19 protein-coding genes are annotated in these 17,872 nt (G+C 37.0%); 13 read left to right on the forward strand and 6 right to left on the reverse strand.

Annotated elements, in window-relative coordinates; genetic code table 11:
* Positions 1–153 precede the first annotated feature (153 nt).
* The 4 genes from FYJ79_RS04060 to FYJ79_RS04075 all read right to left on the reverse strand — a co-directional run bounded on the left by FYJ79_RS04060 (position 154) and on the right by FYJ79_RS04075 (position 3,082).
* Entirely contained in the window at positions 154–936 is a 783-nt protein-coding gene (locus FYJ79_RS04060) for a PhzF family phenazine biosynthesis protein (RefSeq protein WP_154514723.1), read from the reverse strand.
* Between the two features lie 42 nt (positions 937–978).
* Positions 979–1,314, reverse strand: coding sequence for a branched-chain amino acid transporter permease (locus tag FYJ79_RS04065; RefSeq protein ID WP_154514725.1), 336 nt, complete (start codon positions 1,312–1,314; stop codon positions 979–981).
* Positions 1,311–2,021, reverse strand: coding sequence for an AzlC family ABC transporter permease (locus FYJ79_RS04070; RefSeq protein ID WP_154514727.1), 711 nt, complete (start codon positions 2,019–2,021; stop codon positions 1,311–1,313). Before FYJ79_RS04070 ends, FYJ79_RS04065 begins: the two co-directional genes overlap by 4 nt.
* A 686-nt stretch (positions 2,022–2,707) precedes the next feature.
* Complete coding sequence (locus tag FYJ79_RS04075; protein ID WP_154514729.1) at positions 2,708–3,082, reverse strand: winged helix-turn-helix transcriptional regulator; 375 nt, start codon at positions 3,080–3,082, stop codon at positions 2,708–2,710.
* Between the two features lie 142 nt (positions 3,083–3,224).
* On the opposite strand from FYJ79_RS04075, the gene FYJ79_RS04080 reads away from it, so the two are divergent.
* The 9 genes from FYJ79_RS04080 (at position 3,225) to FYJ79_RS04120 (ending at position 13,185) form a co-directional block, all read left to right on the forward strand.
* Positions 3,225–3,563 carry a MoaF-related domain-containing protein gene (locus tag FYJ79_RS04080; RefSeq protein WP_154514731.1) on the forward strand — a complete coding sequence of 113 codons (339 nt, stop codon included), beginning with the start codon at positions 3,225–3,227 and terminating at the stop codon, positions 3,561–3,563.
* A gap of 19 nt (positions 3,564–3,582) precedes the next feature.
* Entirely contained in the window at positions 3,583–4,356 is a 774-nt protein-coding gene (gene ygiD / locus FYJ79_RS04085) for a 4,5-DOPA-extradiol-dioxygenase (RefSeq protein ID WP_154514733.1), read from the forward strand.
* A 233-nt stretch (positions 4,357–4,589) separates the two neighbouring features.
* On the forward strand, positions 4,590–5,501 hold the full coding sequence (locus tag FYJ79_RS04090; RefSeq protein WP_195837012.1) for a DUF2232 domain-containing protein: 912 nt from the start codon (positions 4,590–4,592) through the stop codon (positions 5,499–5,501).
* A gap of 1 nt (position 5,502) precedes the next feature.
* Positions 5,503–7,464 carry a GGDEF domain-containing protein gene (locus FYJ79_RS04095; RefSeq protein WP_154514737.1) on the forward strand — a complete coding sequence of 654 codons (1,962 nt, stop codon included), beginning with the start codon at positions 5,503–5,505 and terminating at the stop codon, positions 7,462–7,464.
* Between the two features lies 1 nt (position 7,465).
* Positions 7,466–7,912, forward strand: a complete 447-nt coding sequence (rplI, locus tag FYJ79_RS04100) for a 50S ribosomal protein L9 (RefSeq protein ID WP_154514739.1) — start codon at positions 7,466–7,468, stop codon at positions 7,910–7,912.
* Between the two features lie 8 nt (positions 7,913–7,920).
* A complete protein-coding gene (dnaB, locus tag FYJ79_RS04105; RefSeq protein WP_154514741.1) occupies positions 7,921–9,282 on the forward strand; it encodes a replicative DNA helicase in 1,362 nt (453 codons plus the stop codon).
* A gap of 110 nt (positions 9,283–9,392) precedes the next feature.
* Positions 9,393–10,001, forward strand: coding sequence for a thymidine kinase (locus FYJ79_RS04110; RefSeq protein WP_154514743.1), 609 nt, complete (start codon positions 9,393–9,395; stop codon positions 9,999–10,001).
* Positions 10,002–10,314: 313 nt separating this feature from the next.
* The gene (locus FYJ79_RS04115; RefSeq protein WP_154514745.1) at positions 10,315–11,640 is read left to right on the forward strand and encodes a 6-phospho-alpha-glucosidase; all 1,326 of its coding nucleotides are present in this window, start codon (positions 10,315–10,317) and stop codon (positions 11,638–11,640) included.
* 21 nt (positions 11,641–11,661) lie between these two features.
* Complete coding sequence (locus tag FYJ79_RS04120; protein ID WP_154514747.1) at positions 11,662–13,185, forward strand: PTS transporter subunit EIIC; 1,524 nt, start codon at positions 11,662–11,664, stop codon at positions 13,183–13,185.
* Positions 13,186–13,197: 12 nt separating this feature from the next.
* Here FYJ79_RS04120 and FYJ79_RS04125 read toward each other — a convergent pair whose 3' ends face one another.
* Together FYJ79_RS04125 and FYJ79_RS04130 are read right to left on the reverse strand one after the other, a co-directional pair.
* Positions 13,198–13,920, reverse strand: coding sequence for a MurR/RpiR family transcriptional regulator (locus FYJ79_RS04125; protein ID WP_195837013.1), 723 nt, complete (start codon positions 13,918–13,920; stop codon positions 13,198–13,200).
* Positions 13,913–14,701 (reverse strand): MurR/RpiR family transcriptional regulator, encoded by a 789-nt coding sequence (locus FYJ79_RS04130; protein ID WP_154514751.1) that lies wholly within the window; start codon positions 14,699–14,701, stop codon positions 13,913–13,915. The genes FYJ79_RS04125 and FYJ79_RS04130 overlap by 8 nt, the downstream gene beginning before the upstream one ends.
* 84 nt (positions 14,702–14,785) lie before the next feature.
* On the opposite strand from FYJ79_RS04130, the gene FYJ79_RS04135 reads away from it, so the two are divergent.
* From FYJ79_RS04135 to FYJ79_RS04150, 4 genes are all read left to right on the forward strand, one after another.
* A complete protein-coding gene (locus FYJ79_RS04135) occupies positions 14,786–15,259 on the forward strand; it encodes a PTS sugar transporter subunit IIA (RefSeq protein WP_154514753.1) in 474 nt (157 codons plus the stop codon).
* A gap of 98 nt (positions 15,260–15,357) precedes the next feature.
* Positions 15,358–15,651 (forward strand): ArsR/SmtB family transcription factor, encoded by a 294-nt coding sequence (locus tag FYJ79_RS04140; protein WP_154514755.1) that lies wholly within the window; start codon positions 15,358–15,360, stop codon positions 15,649–15,651.
* 11 nt (positions 15,652–15,662) lie between these two features.
* Positions 15,663–15,878, forward strand: coding sequence for a cation transporter (locus FYJ79_RS04145; protein ID WP_154514757.1), 216 nt, complete (start codon positions 15,663–15,665; stop codon positions 15,876–15,878).
* A gap of 14 nt (positions 15,879–15,892) precedes the next feature.
* Positions 15,893–17,779 carry a heavy metal translocating P-type ATPase gene (locus tag FYJ79_RS04150; protein WP_154514759.1) on the forward strand — a complete coding sequence of 629 codons (1,887 nt, stop codon included), beginning with the start codon at positions 15,893–15,895 and terminating at the stop codon, positions 17,777–17,779.
* Positions 17,780–17,872 lie beyond the last annotated feature (93 nt).

A 17,872-nucleotide genomic window follows, 5' to 3' on the forward strand; every position in this document is an offset into this window, starting at 1 on the left:
CCATGTAAGATCACCTCTTCAAATATTTTACTACCAGGGATGCCGGATGGAAAGAAAAAGGAGAGGCCATTGAAAATGGGCTCTCCTGAGTGGACATGATTACTTGTAATCATGTCCTTTTTTTATTAAGCATATAGTTATCTCATTTCATAATTAGTCCTCAAGAATTGTTCCTTTTGAAAAGAGTACTGCTTGACCTGCAACTTTCACTCTATCTCCACAAAGCTTTGTAGAGAGAATACCACTTCTTTCTGATGCTTGAAAACATATGAGTTCTTGCTTGCTTAATCGATGAAACCAATAAGGCGTAATCATGCAATGCGTACTACCAGTAACTGGATCTTCAGGAACACCTAATTTAGGTGCAAATATACGACTGATACAATCAAAGCCTTCTTGATCAGCTGGTGCTGTTACTGCAACAAGCAGTCCTTCGAGATTTTTTATTTTGTTTTGGTTAGGTTTTAGGTTTCTTACTGAAGCTGCATCTGGTAATACAAGCAATAAATCTCGATCAATATAGGCTTCTATTGGACGTATGCCAAGAGCTTCTTCCATTTGATCTGTAACTTCAACCTTGTTAAGAGTGTATGCAGGAAAATCCATCTCATAGAGGGCATCTTTACGTTTTACAGTTACTTTTCCAACCTGTGTGTTGAAGGATACTTCTTGTTGATCTTTCCCATAATAATTGAGAATGACATAGGATGTACCTAGTGTCGCATGACCACAGAAGTCTATTTCTCCTCCTGGTGTAAACCATCGTAAATGATATGCATTTCCTTCTTTTACTACAAAGGCTGTTTCTGAAAAATTGTTTTCTTTGGCAATGCTTTGCATTAACTTGTCATCAGGCCACACGTCAAGAATACATACAGCAGCTTGATTTCCTGCAAATACCTTATTTGTAAAAGCATCAACAATATATTGTTTCATAATAATAACACCTCTATTTATATAAATAACTTTAATTGTTTTTTAGAAGAATAATTGAATAAGTAGCATATAACTCATTGTCCCACCAGCAATTGACAACAACATCTGTTTTTTCCAAAGATGAAGAGCTATTGTAACAAGAATGGCTATCAATTCAGGAAGACCATGTGTTCCTGAAAGAATGGATACATCTTTTAAACAATAAACCACTAACATGCCAAAGATGGCACAAGGCAATGCTTTGCCAAGATAGAGAATATATTGTGGGGTTGGCTTCTTATCTGAGAAGATGAGAAAAGGCAAATATCTTGTTATCATTGTACCAAGAATACATAAAGCAATTGTGATGATTTGTTGGGGGATTGTCATTGGACTCATTGTGCATTTTCCTCGCTTTCTGTATAGGCTGTACTGATGGGCTTTTTAAAGAGTGTAAGTAGTATGATGATGGTCATCATAGCAGGAATCATGAAATGATTCTTGCCTAATAGAATCAAACACAAGCCTGTAGCGATAATGCCAATAAGTCCTGTATATTTCTTCTTTTCTTTCATCCATTGATTCATAAAGATTGTCACAAACATCGCTGTCATGACAAAATCAAGACCCTTGGTATTAAAGTGGAGATAGGGCCCAATCAGCCCACCAATTGTTGCACCAGATACCCAGTACAAATGATTCAACAATGTCACAAAAAACATAAACCAGCCTCGATCCACATCTTCAGGAATATCAGCAGTATAATTAATAGAAAATGTTTCATCACACATTCCAAAAATCAAATAAAACTTCTTCCAACCCATATCCTTATACTTATCCAACATCGCAATACCATAAAACAAATGTCTTGCCTGAATAAGTAACGACATAGTCAAAGCGGCAACAGGGGCAAAAGGTGACATTAAGAGGGCTACGGCAATAAATTCTAATGATCCTCCAAATATAAGCAAACTCATAAAGAATGGATAAATAAATGAGAACCCATTCTTATTCATCAAAATACCATAAGCTAATGCGAGAAACCAAAATCCCGCAAATATAGGTATTGTATAAGGAAAAGCTGCTTTCAATGCTTTTGTTTTCATAGAATTCTCCTTTGTATTGCCTCTATTCTAAAATAAACATAAGAAAAAGACAAAGAAAAAAGAAGTTCTTCTTGGGAGGAAAAGGACTTCTTCTTCATTGTCGAAAATGTTTTGTCGAAATATTTTCAAAGGGAAATTTTTAAGTACTTTTGGGAAAGTATTTATGGTGTCAGTTCTCTACTGACAAGACTAATATAAGCTTGATTTATGAACACAATGTGTACAATATGGTTTCTTGAAGTAATTTGTGTTAAGAAAGCGTTAGTTCAATAGAAACGAAAAAGAAGTCTTTCTTGGGAGGAAAAAGGCTTCTCTTTCGTGTAAAGAATGTTTTGGAAATACTAATTGGGAAAGTATTTATGGTGTCAGTTCTCTACTGACATGACTAATATAAGATTGCTTTATGAACACAATATGTACATAAGTTTAACTTGGTAGGAATTTAGGGGAAAGATTGTATTTATTATGAGAAGTTCATGTTTGAGTATTTAGCTATACTGAAGACTTTTGAACAGGAGTAATGACATGGATACAAAACAAAAAGAAGTCTTAACTTGGGAGGGGTAGACTTCTTCTTGTTTGTCGAAATTATTTTGTCGAAATATTTCAAAAGGGAAAATTTATGTCGTCAACTCTTTGTTGACGAGGATAATATAGGTGAGTTATATGAACAGAATGTGTACTTTTTAACTGTTTGCGCTTACACTTTTCTCTTTATTTTTCTCCTCCAAATAATCAATATATTTCATGCCCCACTTCTCTATTTCATTAAGCACAGGAGTAAAAGAATAACCAATATCTGTCAATGAATATTCTACTCTAGGTGGTATTTCAGGATAGACTTGACGCTTTATTAATCCTTCTTGTTCTAAATATTTCAATTGGGCAGAGAGTGTAGCCTGAGTGATATCAATATGTCTTTGTAGCTCCTTAAAGCGTACTGGTCCCTCAGATAATTCATGTAGAATGAGTATTGCCCACTTTCCTTTAATGAGCTGTTGAGATGTCACAAAGGGACATTTCCCAAACTGATTAGCTTTTTCACATTGTTCTTTTTTCATAAGATCCTCCATTACTCAAGTATTTGATACTAACTTTATAAAATAATCCTACTTGTTTTTCTTTGTTTCTATTATATGATGTAGGAGAAGAAATTCAAGAAAATATAGTGAGTATGAAAAAAATACTAATGGAGGTAAGACAATGAGTATATTTGAAAAATATCAAGGTAAAAGAATTGATGTCAATTATGAAACAGGTTATCATTTTGTGATTGAATATTTGTCGGAGAAGGAATTAAAGTGGACAGCCTTGGCAAAACGTGCAAAAGGTGCCCCAGAAGTAGAATATGAGCCCTATGTTTCTTATGAATTAGGGGATGATGAGTATATGGTGAACTGGATTGAAGAATCAGGTTTAGTTGTTTCTCAGATTGCGAATTTTAAAGAAGGTAAAGTGTATGCCTTTATGACATGGCCTGATGATAATGAACGTGGTAAACGTGCACAGCTCCTTCATAAAGGAACGCTTACAGTATTATAGGATGAGGAGGAATAATAATATGAGAATGCCAGTTATATTTTCAGGACATGGTAGTCCAATGGTTGCCCTAGAAAACAATGAAATCACTCAAGGCATGCATCAAGTAGGGACTGAAGTTATAAAGAAGTATGGTAAGCCTAAAGCTATTCTCGCTATTTCAGCACATTGGTATATTGGTGAAACAGCGATACAGTCTGCTAGTCCCCCACAACAAGTCTATGACATGTATGGCTTTCCAAAAGAACTCTATGAACTCAAATATCCTGTTAAAGGAAGTCAGGAACTGACAAATGATGTTCTTAAGACTTTAGGACCTGAAGTAAAGGTAAATGATGACTGGGGTATTGATCATGGAACTTGGTCTGTTCTTGTTCATATGTTCCCTGATGCAAGTATTCCGGTTGTACAATTATCTGTAAATAGATATTTTACGCCTCGTAAGGCTTATGAGATTGGCAAGAAGCTTGCAAAGCTAAGAGATGAAGGTTATCTGATTTTTGCGAGTGGCAATGTTGTTCATAACTTGATGCGTGTTGAATGGGATAATCCTCATGGCTCTGTTATGACAGATCGATTTAATCATTATATTGTTGAAAAGGTCACTCAGCGTGATGATGAAGCCGTACTGAACTTCACAACACATCCTGATGCATCCTATGCCGTACCAACACCGGATCACTTTATGCCACTCTTCTATATCCTAGGCGCAACACAAAATGAAGTCCCACAAGTCTTCAACAATGTTGCCAACTTAGGATCGATGGCAATGACCGGATTTGTCTTTGATATGTAGACAACTACATAACATATTAAAAGAGGGCATGATGAGTAATGTCCTCTTTGTTTATTGTCAATCCATTTTCCAGTAGCTATATGAAGAATAATTCTCATGTACTGTTAGAGTATTCTTGATATTATTGAGAGAACTTCCTTATTAGCTATATGTTGTAGAAATGAGAGGTGTTCAGTCTTTTCGTTTTCTTGATAAGAGTGTAAACTGAGAGAGGTATAAATGGAGAGATGTTTATGAAAACGAATAAATTAGTACAGGGTGCCATGATTGCAGCTATGTTTGGTGTCATGAGTATTCTTAATACAATGAGTGGGACAATGTTTGATACATTGATTGGCTATTTTATGGTTGTTCCTTTTGTCTATTATAGCTATCATAGCCGTTTAAGAGAGAGTCTTCTTGTAGCTCTTGTGTCACTCTTTATTGTCTTCTTGCAGGGACAGCTGATGTTTAGTCTTATTGCCTTAGAGACATGTGGCTTTGGAATTGTCATTGGGGAGTGCTTGAAGCGTAAGAAGAGTGGCGGGGTTATGCTTTTTGCGAGCTTTATAGTATCCTTTGTCATTAATATATTGATCTATGAAGTCTTTGCTGGAGTTTTAGGCATATCCATGCATAAAGAGATGGTCCAAATGTATGACATAATAGTCAAACAAGTCCCAGCGTTCAAACAAAGACTATCCGTCACTGCCTTCACAAGCCTCATTCCTCTTGCCATTCTTTTTATGAGTGTCTTGGAGAGTTATGTTGTGATCTTGTTGACGCAGGTAGTTTTAATGCGCGTTGTCAAAAATAAAATTCAGTTCCCAGCTTTCTTCCATATCGCTTATTTCCAGCTTAATCGTATTGTTGGCTATATTGTTTTAGTTGTCTATCTTGTCTGTCAGGCACTTTTAGCCCGCTATAATCATGTTGTCTTACGTTATCTTGACGTGATTGCGATGGTGATTATTATAGTTGATGGGATGAGTGTGGTGAGTTTCTATTTGTTGGAAAAGAATCCTAAACTAGCAGGAATCAGTATTATCTTGTTGTTTATTCCACCTATTAATATGGCATTATTGCTTGTGGGAATCATTGACATAATCAGTGATTTAAAAGAGAAAATCATGTATAATAGGAAGGTCAAAGAAGGAGGGATGTAAGATGACGAAGAAGGTCGCATTAGTACGTAATGTTATTATTGCGTTGTTGTTTTTAGAAATCATTGTCTTTTATGGATTATATGGCATTCTTAAAATGATTAATATGTTGCCCTTTTCCCTCTATGTCACAATACGTAATGGTATTCTCATAGCATTACTTTTTTATTTAGGATCGGTATTGAATGGGAATGCTGTAAGTGTTGCTGAAGCCTTAAATGAAGATAGTAATAATGCTTTGATCTTTGGTGGTGTAGGTATTATTCAGTATGATGAGAGTCGTAATATTACCTGGATCTCAGATCTCTTATCAGCCATGGGATTAAAGATTATTGGGCTAAAATTACTAGACTGGCAACCGACATTAGCTGGTTTATTTGAAAGTGATGATATTCGTATTATTGATGTCAAAGGTAAGAAGTTTGAATGTTATAACTCGGAAGAGACACGGATGATCTTCTTAAAAGATATCACTCAGTATTATTCATTGGAACAGGATTATGATGATGGGCAGATCTGTATGGCCTATATTACCATTGATAACTTTGATGAAACATTGGAGAATGCTGATGAATCTAAGGCTGCACAAATACAATCGACAAGCCGTAAAGTGATTGTTGATTGGGCTTATGAGAATGGCATGATCATTAGACGTTTTAAGTCGGGTGGTTATATGGCTTTCTTTAATGAACGTATTTATAAGAAGCTTGTTGAAGATAAATTCTCTATTCTTGATGAATTCAAGAAAAAAAGTATGGAATTAGATGAAGTCATTACGCTCTCTATTGGTATTGGTAGAGGAACAAGAGTTTTAAGAGAACTTGAAGAGAATGCGACAGCAGCTTTGCGTCTGACCTACAGCCGTGGTGGTGACCAGGTTGTTATTAAGAGTGGGAAGGATAATATTCGTTTCTTTGGTGGGACAACAGATACTTATGAGAAGTCATCCAAGGTCCGTGCCCGCGTTATTGCGACAAGCTTATCTGGCGTTATTAAACGTTCCAGCAATGTCTTTGTCATGGGACATAAGTTCTCGGATCTTGATTCATTAGGTGGATCGCTTGCAATGGCAAGACTTGTTGAGGCTTTTGATAAGAAAGTGAAGATTGTTATTGATTTTAATTCTCTTGAAGAGAAAACACGTTATGTTGCTTCAAAGATGCGTGAAGATGATCGTTATGAAGATTTGATTTGTACATATAATGAAGCATTGGAGATGGTGAATAAAGATAGTTTATTAGTTCTTGTTGATCATCATAAATCATCATTGTCAATAGCTTCTGGTTTATTGGATGTGGTAAAGAATAAGGTTGTCATTGATCACCATCGTCGTGGTGAAGACTTCATTGAGATGCCTATTCTTACTTACCTAGAACCATCTGCTTCATCAACAGTAGAACTGATTGTTGAATTATGTGGATATCAGAATGTTGATGTGAAATTTAATGAAATGGATGCGACAATCATGTATGCGGGTATGTTGGTTGATACAAACTACTTCAAGCAGCGTGTTGGTGTGCGTACATTCCAGTCGGCAGCACGCTTGAAAGAGCTGAATGCGAATGTTGTACAGGCCTATGAATTATTGGAAGATTCTTTTGAAAAGACAAAGGAAATCCTTGATATCACAAAGACAGCAGTACGATATCGTGATCATATTCTTATTGCCCATGGTGAAGACAATGAAGAACATCAGTCATCAGCACTTGCCAAGGCAAGTAACCAGCTCTTGAGTGTTCAGGATGTTCTTGCAACCTTTACTGTTGGTCGTTTGAATAAGAATACGGTGGCAATTTCCGGACGTTCTAGTCGTGATATTAATGTGCAGATGATTATGGAAAAGCTAGGTGGGGGTGGTCATTTTACGATGGCGGCCTGTCAGATTGCTGATAAGTCCATTGATGAAGCAATTGAAATGCTTCATAATGCGATTGATGCTTATTTTAATGAAAGAGGAGATGTTTAATATGAAAGTTATTTTATTGGAAGATGTAAGAAAAGTAGGGAAAAAGAATGAGATTGTGGAAGTGGCAGATGGTTATGGCCAGAACTTCCTCATTAAGAATCATAAAGCAGTTCTTGCGACAGCAGGAGAACGTCGTAATCTTGATCGTTTAAAAGCTCAGGAAGCAGCTGATCAGGAAGTATTAAAGGAAGAAGCAGAAGCGACTGCAGAAAGACTTAAGACGATTGTTTTAAAGTTTAATGCGGCAGTAGGAAAGGATGGTCTTTCTACTTCTTATGTTTCTACAAAACAGATTGTTAAGGAATTAAGAGAAAAATATGATATTAGAGTGGATAAGAGAAAGATTATTAATCCACATCCAATTGCTGCTTTTGGTAAGACAGAAGTAGATGTTGAATTATTTAAAGGTGTTATTGGTAAGATTACTGTTGAATTGATTGCGAAATAGGAGAATTTATGGAAAGAGAATTACCCCATGACCAACAAGCTGAACAGGCTTTACTTGGGGCGATGCTGATTGACAAGGATGCTTGTTCCGAAGTTATCAATATCGCTATTCCCGATGATTTCTTCTACGATAGCCATAAGGTCATCTTTGCGGCTATGAAAGCCTTACAGGAAGAACGTCAGCCTGTTGATGTCACAACGCTAACAACATACCTGATGGACAAAAAGGAGCTTGATCGTATTGGCGGGGTGAATTACTTATTAACCCTTTCCCAGTCCGTTCCAACAACTGCCCATACGCAATATTATCTAAAAATCCTCAATGATAAAGCATTATTGAGACGTCTTATAAAAGAATCAACCGATATCATTACCAAGAGCTATGATGATATTGGTAATATGAATGATTTTATTAATGATGTTGAGAGAGATTTCTTGGCGGTGACAAGAGATCGTAATGCGGGTGAATTTAAGAATATTGATGAAGTTGTCGATAATGTCACAAAGCGTCTCAATATCTTACAGAAGAATGGTGGTGTTGTCTCAGGTGTTAAGACAGGTTATCGTGATCTCGATAAATTAACATCAGGATTCCAAAAGGGAGACTTGGTCATCTTAGCAGCCCGTCCTTCGGTCGGAAAAACTGCCTTTGCCCTCAATGTCGCCAATAATTCATCCTATTATTCTAAAGAGGCTGTTGCTGTATTTTCACTGGAAATGCCTGCTGAACAGCTCGTTACAAGATTGATCTGTTGCGCTGGATCCATCAACAACGATGCCCTTAAGACAGGTTCTATTCTTAAGGAGAATCCAAATAAATATTATGCCGCAGCCGATAAAGTCATGCATGATAATCTCTATATTGATGATACACCGGGTATTAAAGTCGGTGAGATTGCAGCTAAATGTCGACGTCTTAAACAGGATGTTGGCTTAAAGCTTGTCATCATCGATTACTTACAGCTCATTTCCGGCCCTAACAACTCTAAAGAAAGCCGACAACAAGAAGTATCCGATATTTCAAGAAGCTTGAAGGCTATGGCGAGAGAACTGGAATGTCCTGTTATAGCTTTGTCACAGCTCTCACGTGCTGTTGAACAGCGTAAAGGTAAACCGATGCTTTCGGACTTACGTGAATCTGGTGCCATCGAACAGGATGCTGATATTGTTGCTTTCTTGCATCGTGAAGACTATCAAAACAAAGAGAAAGAAGCAGAAACAAATGGCTTAACAGAAATTGTTGTCGCAAAGCACCGTAATGGTGCTACAGCTGACATCCCTGTAGTCTTTGAAAAGCAATATTCACGTTTCTCGGACTATACAACTGAACAAGTTCCTGAAACGGGTGAGAGTATAAGAGATTTAAGATGATAAATGATATTGGAAAAGAACGGATAGAGATGTCCGTTCTTTTCCATGAGTTTGTTGTTAATTTTCAGAAAGTTCATGTATAATGGTAAAGCTGAAGGGAGATTTATGGAATGTATAATCAATATAGTGAAGGCTGGCTTGAAGTGATTTGTGGCTGTATGTTTGCCGGTAAGACGGAGGAACTTATTCGTAGAATCAATGTTCTTACATTCGCTAAAAAGAAAATTATTGTTTTCAAACCTAAAATAGATAATCGCTATTCTGAAACAGAAATTGTGTCCCATGCGGGAGCACATGTGCCATGTGTTGTTGTTAGTAAGGCAACAGATATCTTAGAAAATATCAAACCTGATACGGATGTTGTAGCGATTGATGAAGTGCAATTCTTTGATCAGGATATTGTGGATGTTTGTGAATATTTAGCGGATAGTGGTTTACGTGTGATGGTTGCGGGATTGGATAAAGATTTCCGTGGTGAACCATTTGGCGTTTTGCCAGACTTGCTTACACGTGCTGAATTTGTCACTAAGTTGACAGCAGTATGTGCTAAGTGTGGTGCTCCTGCGACAAGAACACAGCGTATTGTCAATGGCAAGCCTGCTAGCTTTGATGACCCGATTGTCTTGGTGGGCGCTAAGGAAGCTTATGAACCAAGATGCCGTCATTGTCATGAAGTCCTTGATAAACCTTTTAAATTCAAGAAAATCAAACATCGTTAATACACAGTTCATATTCATTCAATAACATATAGGATGTCGAGAGAAATAACATCATAGTTCTCTCCTATTCCCCTTGAAGGTACCTTTTCCCCAGGTATCTTTTTTTATATCATAATCTCCAACAATTGATAGATCTATTTCTTGTACTCTCCAATGTAAAAAATTCCAACAAATGGTATCAATATCTAAATTAGGAACGAATGCCAATCACATTGAGAAATATTTACATATAAATGAAAGCGGTTATAATCTTAAATGTAAGTTAAAGAGATAAACAAACCGGTTAATAGATCTCAATAGGAGGAGAAGAATTATGGAAAAGTTTAATGTTTGTATTGTTGGTGGTGGAAGCACTTATACTCTTGGTTTTTTAAAGTCATTTGTGAGATTAAAGGCAGAATTCCCAATTAAGAAGTTGGTATTATTTGATATTGATGGTGATCGTCAAAGACCAATTGGTGAATATGGAAAGATTTTATTTAAAGAAAGATTCCCTGAATTAGATTTCTCATATACAACTGACCCAGCAGAAGCTTATCCAGAAATGGATTTCATCTTCATGCAGATGAGAGCAGGCGGCTTGCCAATGCGTAGAAAAGACGAACACATCCCATTAAGTATGGGAAAAATTGGTCAGGAAACTGTTGGTGCTGGCGGTATGGCTTATGGCTTACGTTCATGTGTTGACATGATTGAAGCTGTTCATCAGATTAGAGAATATTCTCCAAATGCCTGGATCCTCAACTATTCTAATCCAGCTGCAATTGTTGCTGAAGCATTACGTAGAGAATTCCCTGATGATCAAAGAATACTGAATATCTGTGATCAGCCAGAAAATATTATTCGTTCTGTTTCAAGACTTCTTAATGTTGATTGGAACACTTTAGATCCTGTATACTTTGGATTGAATCACTATGGTTGGTTCACACACATCTATGACAAGAAAACAGGTGAAGATTTATTACCACTTATTCGTAAGACAGTACATGAAAAGGGCTTCTTGCCTCAGGATGCTGAACAGCGTGATCAGAGCTGGTTAGATACTTATGGATTTGTCCAGACAATGATGGAAGATTTCCCAGACTATATTCCTAATACATATGATGGCTATTATCTCTATCCAGAATATAAATGTTCGCATTTAAATCCAGAATATACACGTGCTGATGAAGTTATTGATGGCCGTGAAAAGAGAGTATTTGAAGAAGCAGCAGCTGTTATTAAAGAAGGTAAGGTTGGTGATCGTTTCCATGCCATCTCAGATGCTCATGCAGAAATGATGATCAAGGTTGCTGAAGCAATTGCTTTCAATACAAACCAGAGATTTATTGTCATCGTTAAGAATGATGGTGCTATCGCAAACTTACAGAATGACGCGATGGTTGAAGTTGTTGCAGAATTAGGTATTAATGGCCCTCGTCCAATGCGTGTAGGGACAATTCCACAGTTCTATTATGGCTTGCTTGCTCAGCAGGTATCATGTGAAAAGTTGATTGTCGATGCATATTATGAACATTCATACCAGAAAGCCTTAGAAGCCTTTACACTTAATAGATTAATTAATGATGCGAAGAAAGCACGTGAACTTTTAGATGCGCTTGTAGAAGCCAACAAAGGTCAATGGCCTGAATTAAAATAGTCGAAAAAAGGGAGAGTTTGTATGAAGAAAAATAGAATTATGGACTTCTTCTCAGCCTTAGGTAGAAGTCTTATGATGCCAATTGCTGCTTTAGCAGCATGCGGCATTGTTCTTGGGTTATCTTCTGCATTAATGAATCCTCAAGTTGTGACTGCGTTGCCATGGCTTGGCACAGGTGTCATTGGATTCATTATTATGATGCTGAATAAAGTGTCCGGTGTTGTCTTTACACTTTTGCCAGTATTATTTGCGATTTCCATTGCGATGGGATTAGCTAAGGAAGATAAGGAAGTTGCTGCTTTTGCAGGTTTTATTGGTTACTATACATTCCTTGTTGCGAGTTCTTTAGTGATTTCAACGAAGGTTATTAATTTCTCAGCCATGAAGATTTCACCAATCTTAGGTGTTGAGACAGTGGATATGGGTGCTGTAGCAGGTATTTTGGTCGGATGTCTTACTGCATATCTCCATAATAAATACCACAAAGTCGTCTTTCCTGCTGCTGTGGCATTCTACGGTGGTAAGAGATTTGTCGCATTAGTAGTGACATTGGGATGTGCTCTTCTTGGCATTGTCATGCCATTTGTATGGAATCCTCTTTCAATGGGTATTGATACGATTGGTAAATTGATTAATGCAAGTGGATCCTTTGGTGTCTTCTTGTTTGGATTCTTAGAAAGATTATTGATTCCTACAGGTCTTCATCATGTTTTAAATGGTTTATTCCGTACAACATCACTTGGTGGTACATTTAATGGTGTTGAAGGATGCTTGAATATTTTCTTACAGAATGTTGATAAAGTGCCTTTAAAAGCACTCGAACCTTATACAAGATTCCTTGGTCAAGGGAAAATGCCATTCATGATGTTTGGTTTACCTGCTGCTGCTCTTGCCATCTATAGAACATCACCTGAAAAAAAGAAGCCTAAGGTCAAGGCTTTAATGATTGCTGGTGTGGCTGCTTCGTTTGTATCCGGTATTACAGAACCTATTGAGTTTGCGTTTATGTTTGTTGCTCCAGTATTATTTGTCTTCCATGCTGTTATGGGTGGTATTTCATTTATGTTGATGAGTCTATTACATGTTATTATTGGTAATACTGGTGGTGGATTGATTGACTTCTTTATCTGGGGTGTCTTCCAGCCTGGTTCACACTGGTATTGGGTTGTCATTGTCGGTGCTGTTTATGCAGTGATCTATTATTCGGTATTTAAATGGTATCTTTTGAAGAAACAAATATCTATTGATGTTGCCGCAGAAGATGATAGCGATGATGAAGGTGAGATTACAGCTGATGAAAAGATGCCGAATGTTGCTTCTCATGTGATTGAAGGATTAGGTGGTTTTGAGAATATTGTTGCGGTTAATAACTGTATTTCGAGACTGCGTGTAGATGTCAAAGATATGAGTAAGACGGATGATAATCTCCTGAAGAAAACAGGCTCACTAGGTATTATTAGACCGAGTGAAACGCATATACAGGTGATTTATGGACCTAAGGTTGAAGTAGTTGCTGATGCTGTAAGACAGGTATTAAAGTACTAGAAAAGCTCCCGTTCAGGGAGCTTTCATATTCGTGATCAAATCAATAATGATTTGGATAAGTAAGAATGTGGAGAGTTTATTGTGGACTTCATTATGTTGACTAGTATAGATAGGAATATTGACATATTGCGTAAGATTATCGGGTATAGGTGAACTGCAGATCCAGCAGACAATAGCACCACGGGTATGGAAATCCTCAAGAATGGATTGATATTCATCATGAGGATGTTCTGTAAGTATGAGAATAAAGGAATTCTCAGGAATTGTCTTTGAGAGTGAAGCTAGTGTATCAATCCAGTTAATCGAGATACAAGGAATATCAAGTGTTGTAAGAATATCATACATATATTGGGCAGGTATTGATGAAATATTACGGCCATAAATATAAAAAGGCTGACATGTTTTAATATAAGTGACAATTTGTCTAAGCTTTGACTCCTCAACAGTCGCAAGGTTATCATCAAGCTGGGCTTTCATGACAGGAATGATATTCGCATAAGGATCATTTGTGGAATTTTTGTCTGAACGCAGTTTAAGCTTAAATTCCGAAAAGCCTCGACAACCGAGCTTCTGGCAAAAACGCACAATACTGGCATTAGAAACAAAGAGTTCATCACACAAATCCGATATCTTCATCCAGCAAACTTTCTGGCGATTTTCCTGAACATATTGAAGAATCATTTGATCAGTATATGTCAGTTTGCTTTGATCTATGTTTTCAAGAAAATCATTCATGGCGATTATCTCCTTTTTCATATATATCAAAATATTGTGCAAGAGCATCGATGATATAGAATATCGCAACACGTGAAGTAAATTCAGCCCCATCCCGTGTTTTCTCTTCTGTAAAGAAACGTAAATTGTAATCAGAATATTTCGCAATTTCACTTTCAGTATAAGGTGTAAAACTGATGACTTTAATATCACGCATATGAGCCAGTTTTGCGAGTTCTATTGTTTTGGCCCATTTACCTGAAGCACTGATGAGCACAATGATGCTATTGGGGGATAGGGATGAGAGTTTATGCTTAGCCATTTTTGTGGAACGAAGCGGATAGACATATTGTCGGCCTCTATTCATCAGCACCTGTACAAAATAATAGGCTATATTGTCAGTAATCCCACCAGGCATAAAGACAAAGACCGGCATGTTGGAATGAAGCACTTTGGCAGTACGTACCAGTTCTTCTGAACTTACTAAGGAAAGCGAACCTTTAATATTCTTTTTCAAATTCCTTACAATTTCATCAAAAGAAAGACTCTCATCTCCATGATTTGTATTGGTTATTGTTGTTTTCTCTTGTTTTAAGAAAAATTTAAGCTCAGGAAAACCAGAAAAACCAATTTTCTTACATAAACGTATCACTGATGATGGTGAACAAGGAATAGCTGAAGCGAGTGTCTTAACATCCATATTGATAACTTCATCAACATGTTGATAGATATAAGTAAGAATATTCATATCACTATTTGTAAGATTACGAAGTATTTCATCTGATAAATTCAAGTTCGTCATATTATTACCATTCCTCTATATATATTTACAAATATTATAAATAGAGGATATTATATAATCAATAAAGAGAGGAGAAGGATATTTATGTTTCATTTATTTAATAAAAAGAAAGAAAATGTCATTGTAGCACCATTTGATGGAGAAATGTTTTCCATCACAGAAGTCAAAGATCCAGTATTTGCCCAAAAAATGATGGGTGATGGTGTTGCTCTTAAGTCTACAAAAGATAAAATCACAGTCTGTGCACCGGCAAGTGGTCAACTTGAAGTGCTCTTTAATACCGGACATGCATTTGGTATTGCCTTAGATAATGGTGTTAAAGTGCTCGTTCATATCGGTCTTGATACAGTCAATGCGAAAGGGGGCGGCTTTAAAATCCTTAATAAAAAACAAGGCGATAATGTAAAGGCTCTTGAACCTATTGTTGAAGTTGATCTAGCTAAGCTTGCTAAGGACTATGATACAACAGTTATGGTAGTTGTTACTGATGCGGCAGGAAAGCAGATTACATTTAAAAATCCTATGACTGTAGCTTTAGGAGATTCTTTAATTCAATAAGTAATTAAACCATCACAAGTTGATGGTTTTTTGTTGCATTTTAATGAATATGTGATAATATATACATATGAAGAGATAAACATATGAAAGGAGCATTCATGAAAATAATAAAGGAAGAAGAAATTACTGATTTAGCTGATTTATTTAAGATTTTTAGTGACTCTACAAGATTAAGAATTCTCTTCTCCCTGATGGATGGAGAAAAGAATGTCACAGAACTAACACAAGATCTTGACATGACCCAATCCAATGTCAGTCATAGCTTAAGCATTCTCAAGACGAATAAGCTTGTGAAGCCAAGAAGAGATGGCAAGGCTATTTATTATTCACTAGCGGATGATCATGTAAAGACAATTATTGCCATGGGAAGAGACCATATTGAAGAAGAATAGGAGAACATATTATGAAAAAGAAATTTAAGATCTATGTCGATTGTGCAAGCTGTGCAGCCAAGATGGAAGATGCAGCGAAGAAGGTGGATGGTGTCATTGATGCCAAAGTGACATTCATGACACAGAAAATGACGGTTGAAGCAGATGATGCAAGAATGGATGAAGTTTTAGAAAATGTTCAGAAAGCTTGTAAAAAAGTAGAACCAGATTGTGAATTCTATCTTTAGGAGGGGGGATCTCTATGAGTTCTTTGAACCCAAGACAAAAAAGAAATCTACGTGATATTTTTGTCAGCTTGGTACTTTTCTTTGGCTTGATGGCCATTGACAAATTTGTACCACAAGCAGGGAATAATCGCTTATTGATGTTTATATTATTCTTAGTACCTTATTTTATTGTTGGTCATAATGTTGTAAGAAAGGCCTTGTTGGCGATTAAGAATTTCCAGGGCTTTGATGAGTCATTCTTGATGACTTTAGCGACAATTGGAGCCTTTGCGACAGGGGAAAATGCTGAAGCCGTAGCAGTTATGCTTTTCTATCAGATTGGCGAATGGTTCCAGGATTATGCGGTTGACAAGAGTCGACGTTCTATTACGGCATTAATGGATATTATGCCAGAAGAGGCTCATGTTGAAGTAAATGGTGAAATTGAGACAATGGATCCTGATGATGTTGAAGTGGGCAGTATTGTTGTTGTGAAGGCTGGGGAAAAAATTCCTCTAGATGGTCAAGTCGTTGAAGGACACTCGATGGTGAATACGGCGGCTATTACAGGTGAAAGTGTGCCTAGAAGTGTCACTTTGGGTGATGAAATCTATTCTGGTAGTATTAATGGTGAAGGCTTGTTGAAGATTCAAACGACCAAAGCCTATGAAGATTCAACAGTGTCTAAGATCCTAGAAATGGTTGAAAATGCGGCTGAAAAGAAATCCAAGACAGAGAATTTCATTACAAAATTTGCCCGTATCTATACACCTGTTGTTGTTATTGGGGCGATTGTATTAGCTATAGTCCCATCACTGATTACTGGTGACTGGCTTAAATGGCTTTATCGTGCATGTACATTCCTAGTTATCTCATGTCCATGTGCCATTGTTGTTTCGGTGCCACTTTCCTTCTTTGGCGGTATTGGTGCTGCAAGTAAGCAAGGTATTCTAGTAAAGGGGTCAAACTATCTAGAAGCCATTAATGATGTGAAAACAATTGTTACTGATAAAACAGGGACATTGACTAAAGGTACATTCTCAGTTATTGATATTATCCCTAATAGTATGTTGTCAAAAAAACAAGTCTTACGTGATGCGGCATTAATAGAATCACTATCCACTCATCCAATCGCTTCATCAATAAAAGAAGCAGCTGTTATATATGGTTTAAATATCAACGCTCAACAAGTCTCTGATATCCAGAATATAACAGGTATGGGTATGAGTGGTAAAGTGAATGGCAAAACAATCTATGTAGGTAATGCCAAGCTCATGAAAGAACAAGCTATTCCTTATATCGAAAGCACAAATGAGAGTGCTACAGTTGTCTATGTTGGTGCTGATCATGATTTCTTAGGAACAATCCTGATTGCCGATGAAATCAAGGACAACGCTGTCAGTGCTTTAAGACATCTGAAGAATAGTGGTATTGAAAAGATTATCATGTTGACAGGGGACAAGAAGAGTGTGGCTGATAGTGTTGCCAAGAAGTTAGGTGTGGATGAAGTACGTGCTGAACTTCTGCCTGGTGATAAAGTCAATGCAGTTGAGGAAATCCTCAAAACATCTTCTGACAAGCATCGTGTGGCTTATGTAGGTGATGGTATTAATGATGCACCTGTCTTAACCCGCTGTGATGTCGGTATTGCGATGGGGTCCATGGGCAGTGATGCCGCTATTGAAGCTGCTGATATTGTCTTGATGGATGATAATCTTGACAAGTTAGCGACAACAAAACGTATTGCCCATAAGACTGTTGGCATTGCGAAAGTCAATATTGTCTTTGCGATTGCAGTTAAGATTTTAACATTGATCTTTGGTGCTGTAGGGATTGCGAATATGTGGTGGGCTGTCTTTGCGGATGTTGGCGTTGCTTTCATCTGTATCCTCAATTCTATGCGTACTCTCAAAGCAAAATAAGAGCGAAAGCAGGTATGTCCTACATACCTGTTTTTACCATTGTATTAAAATAGGAATTGTGGCACTCTAAATCTAGAAATACATTGAGGTAAA

This window comes from Sharpea porci, from assembly GCF_009695655.1.
GTDB lineage: Bacteria > Bacillota_I > Bacilli_A > Erysipelotrichales > Coprobacillaceae > Sharpea > Sharpea porci.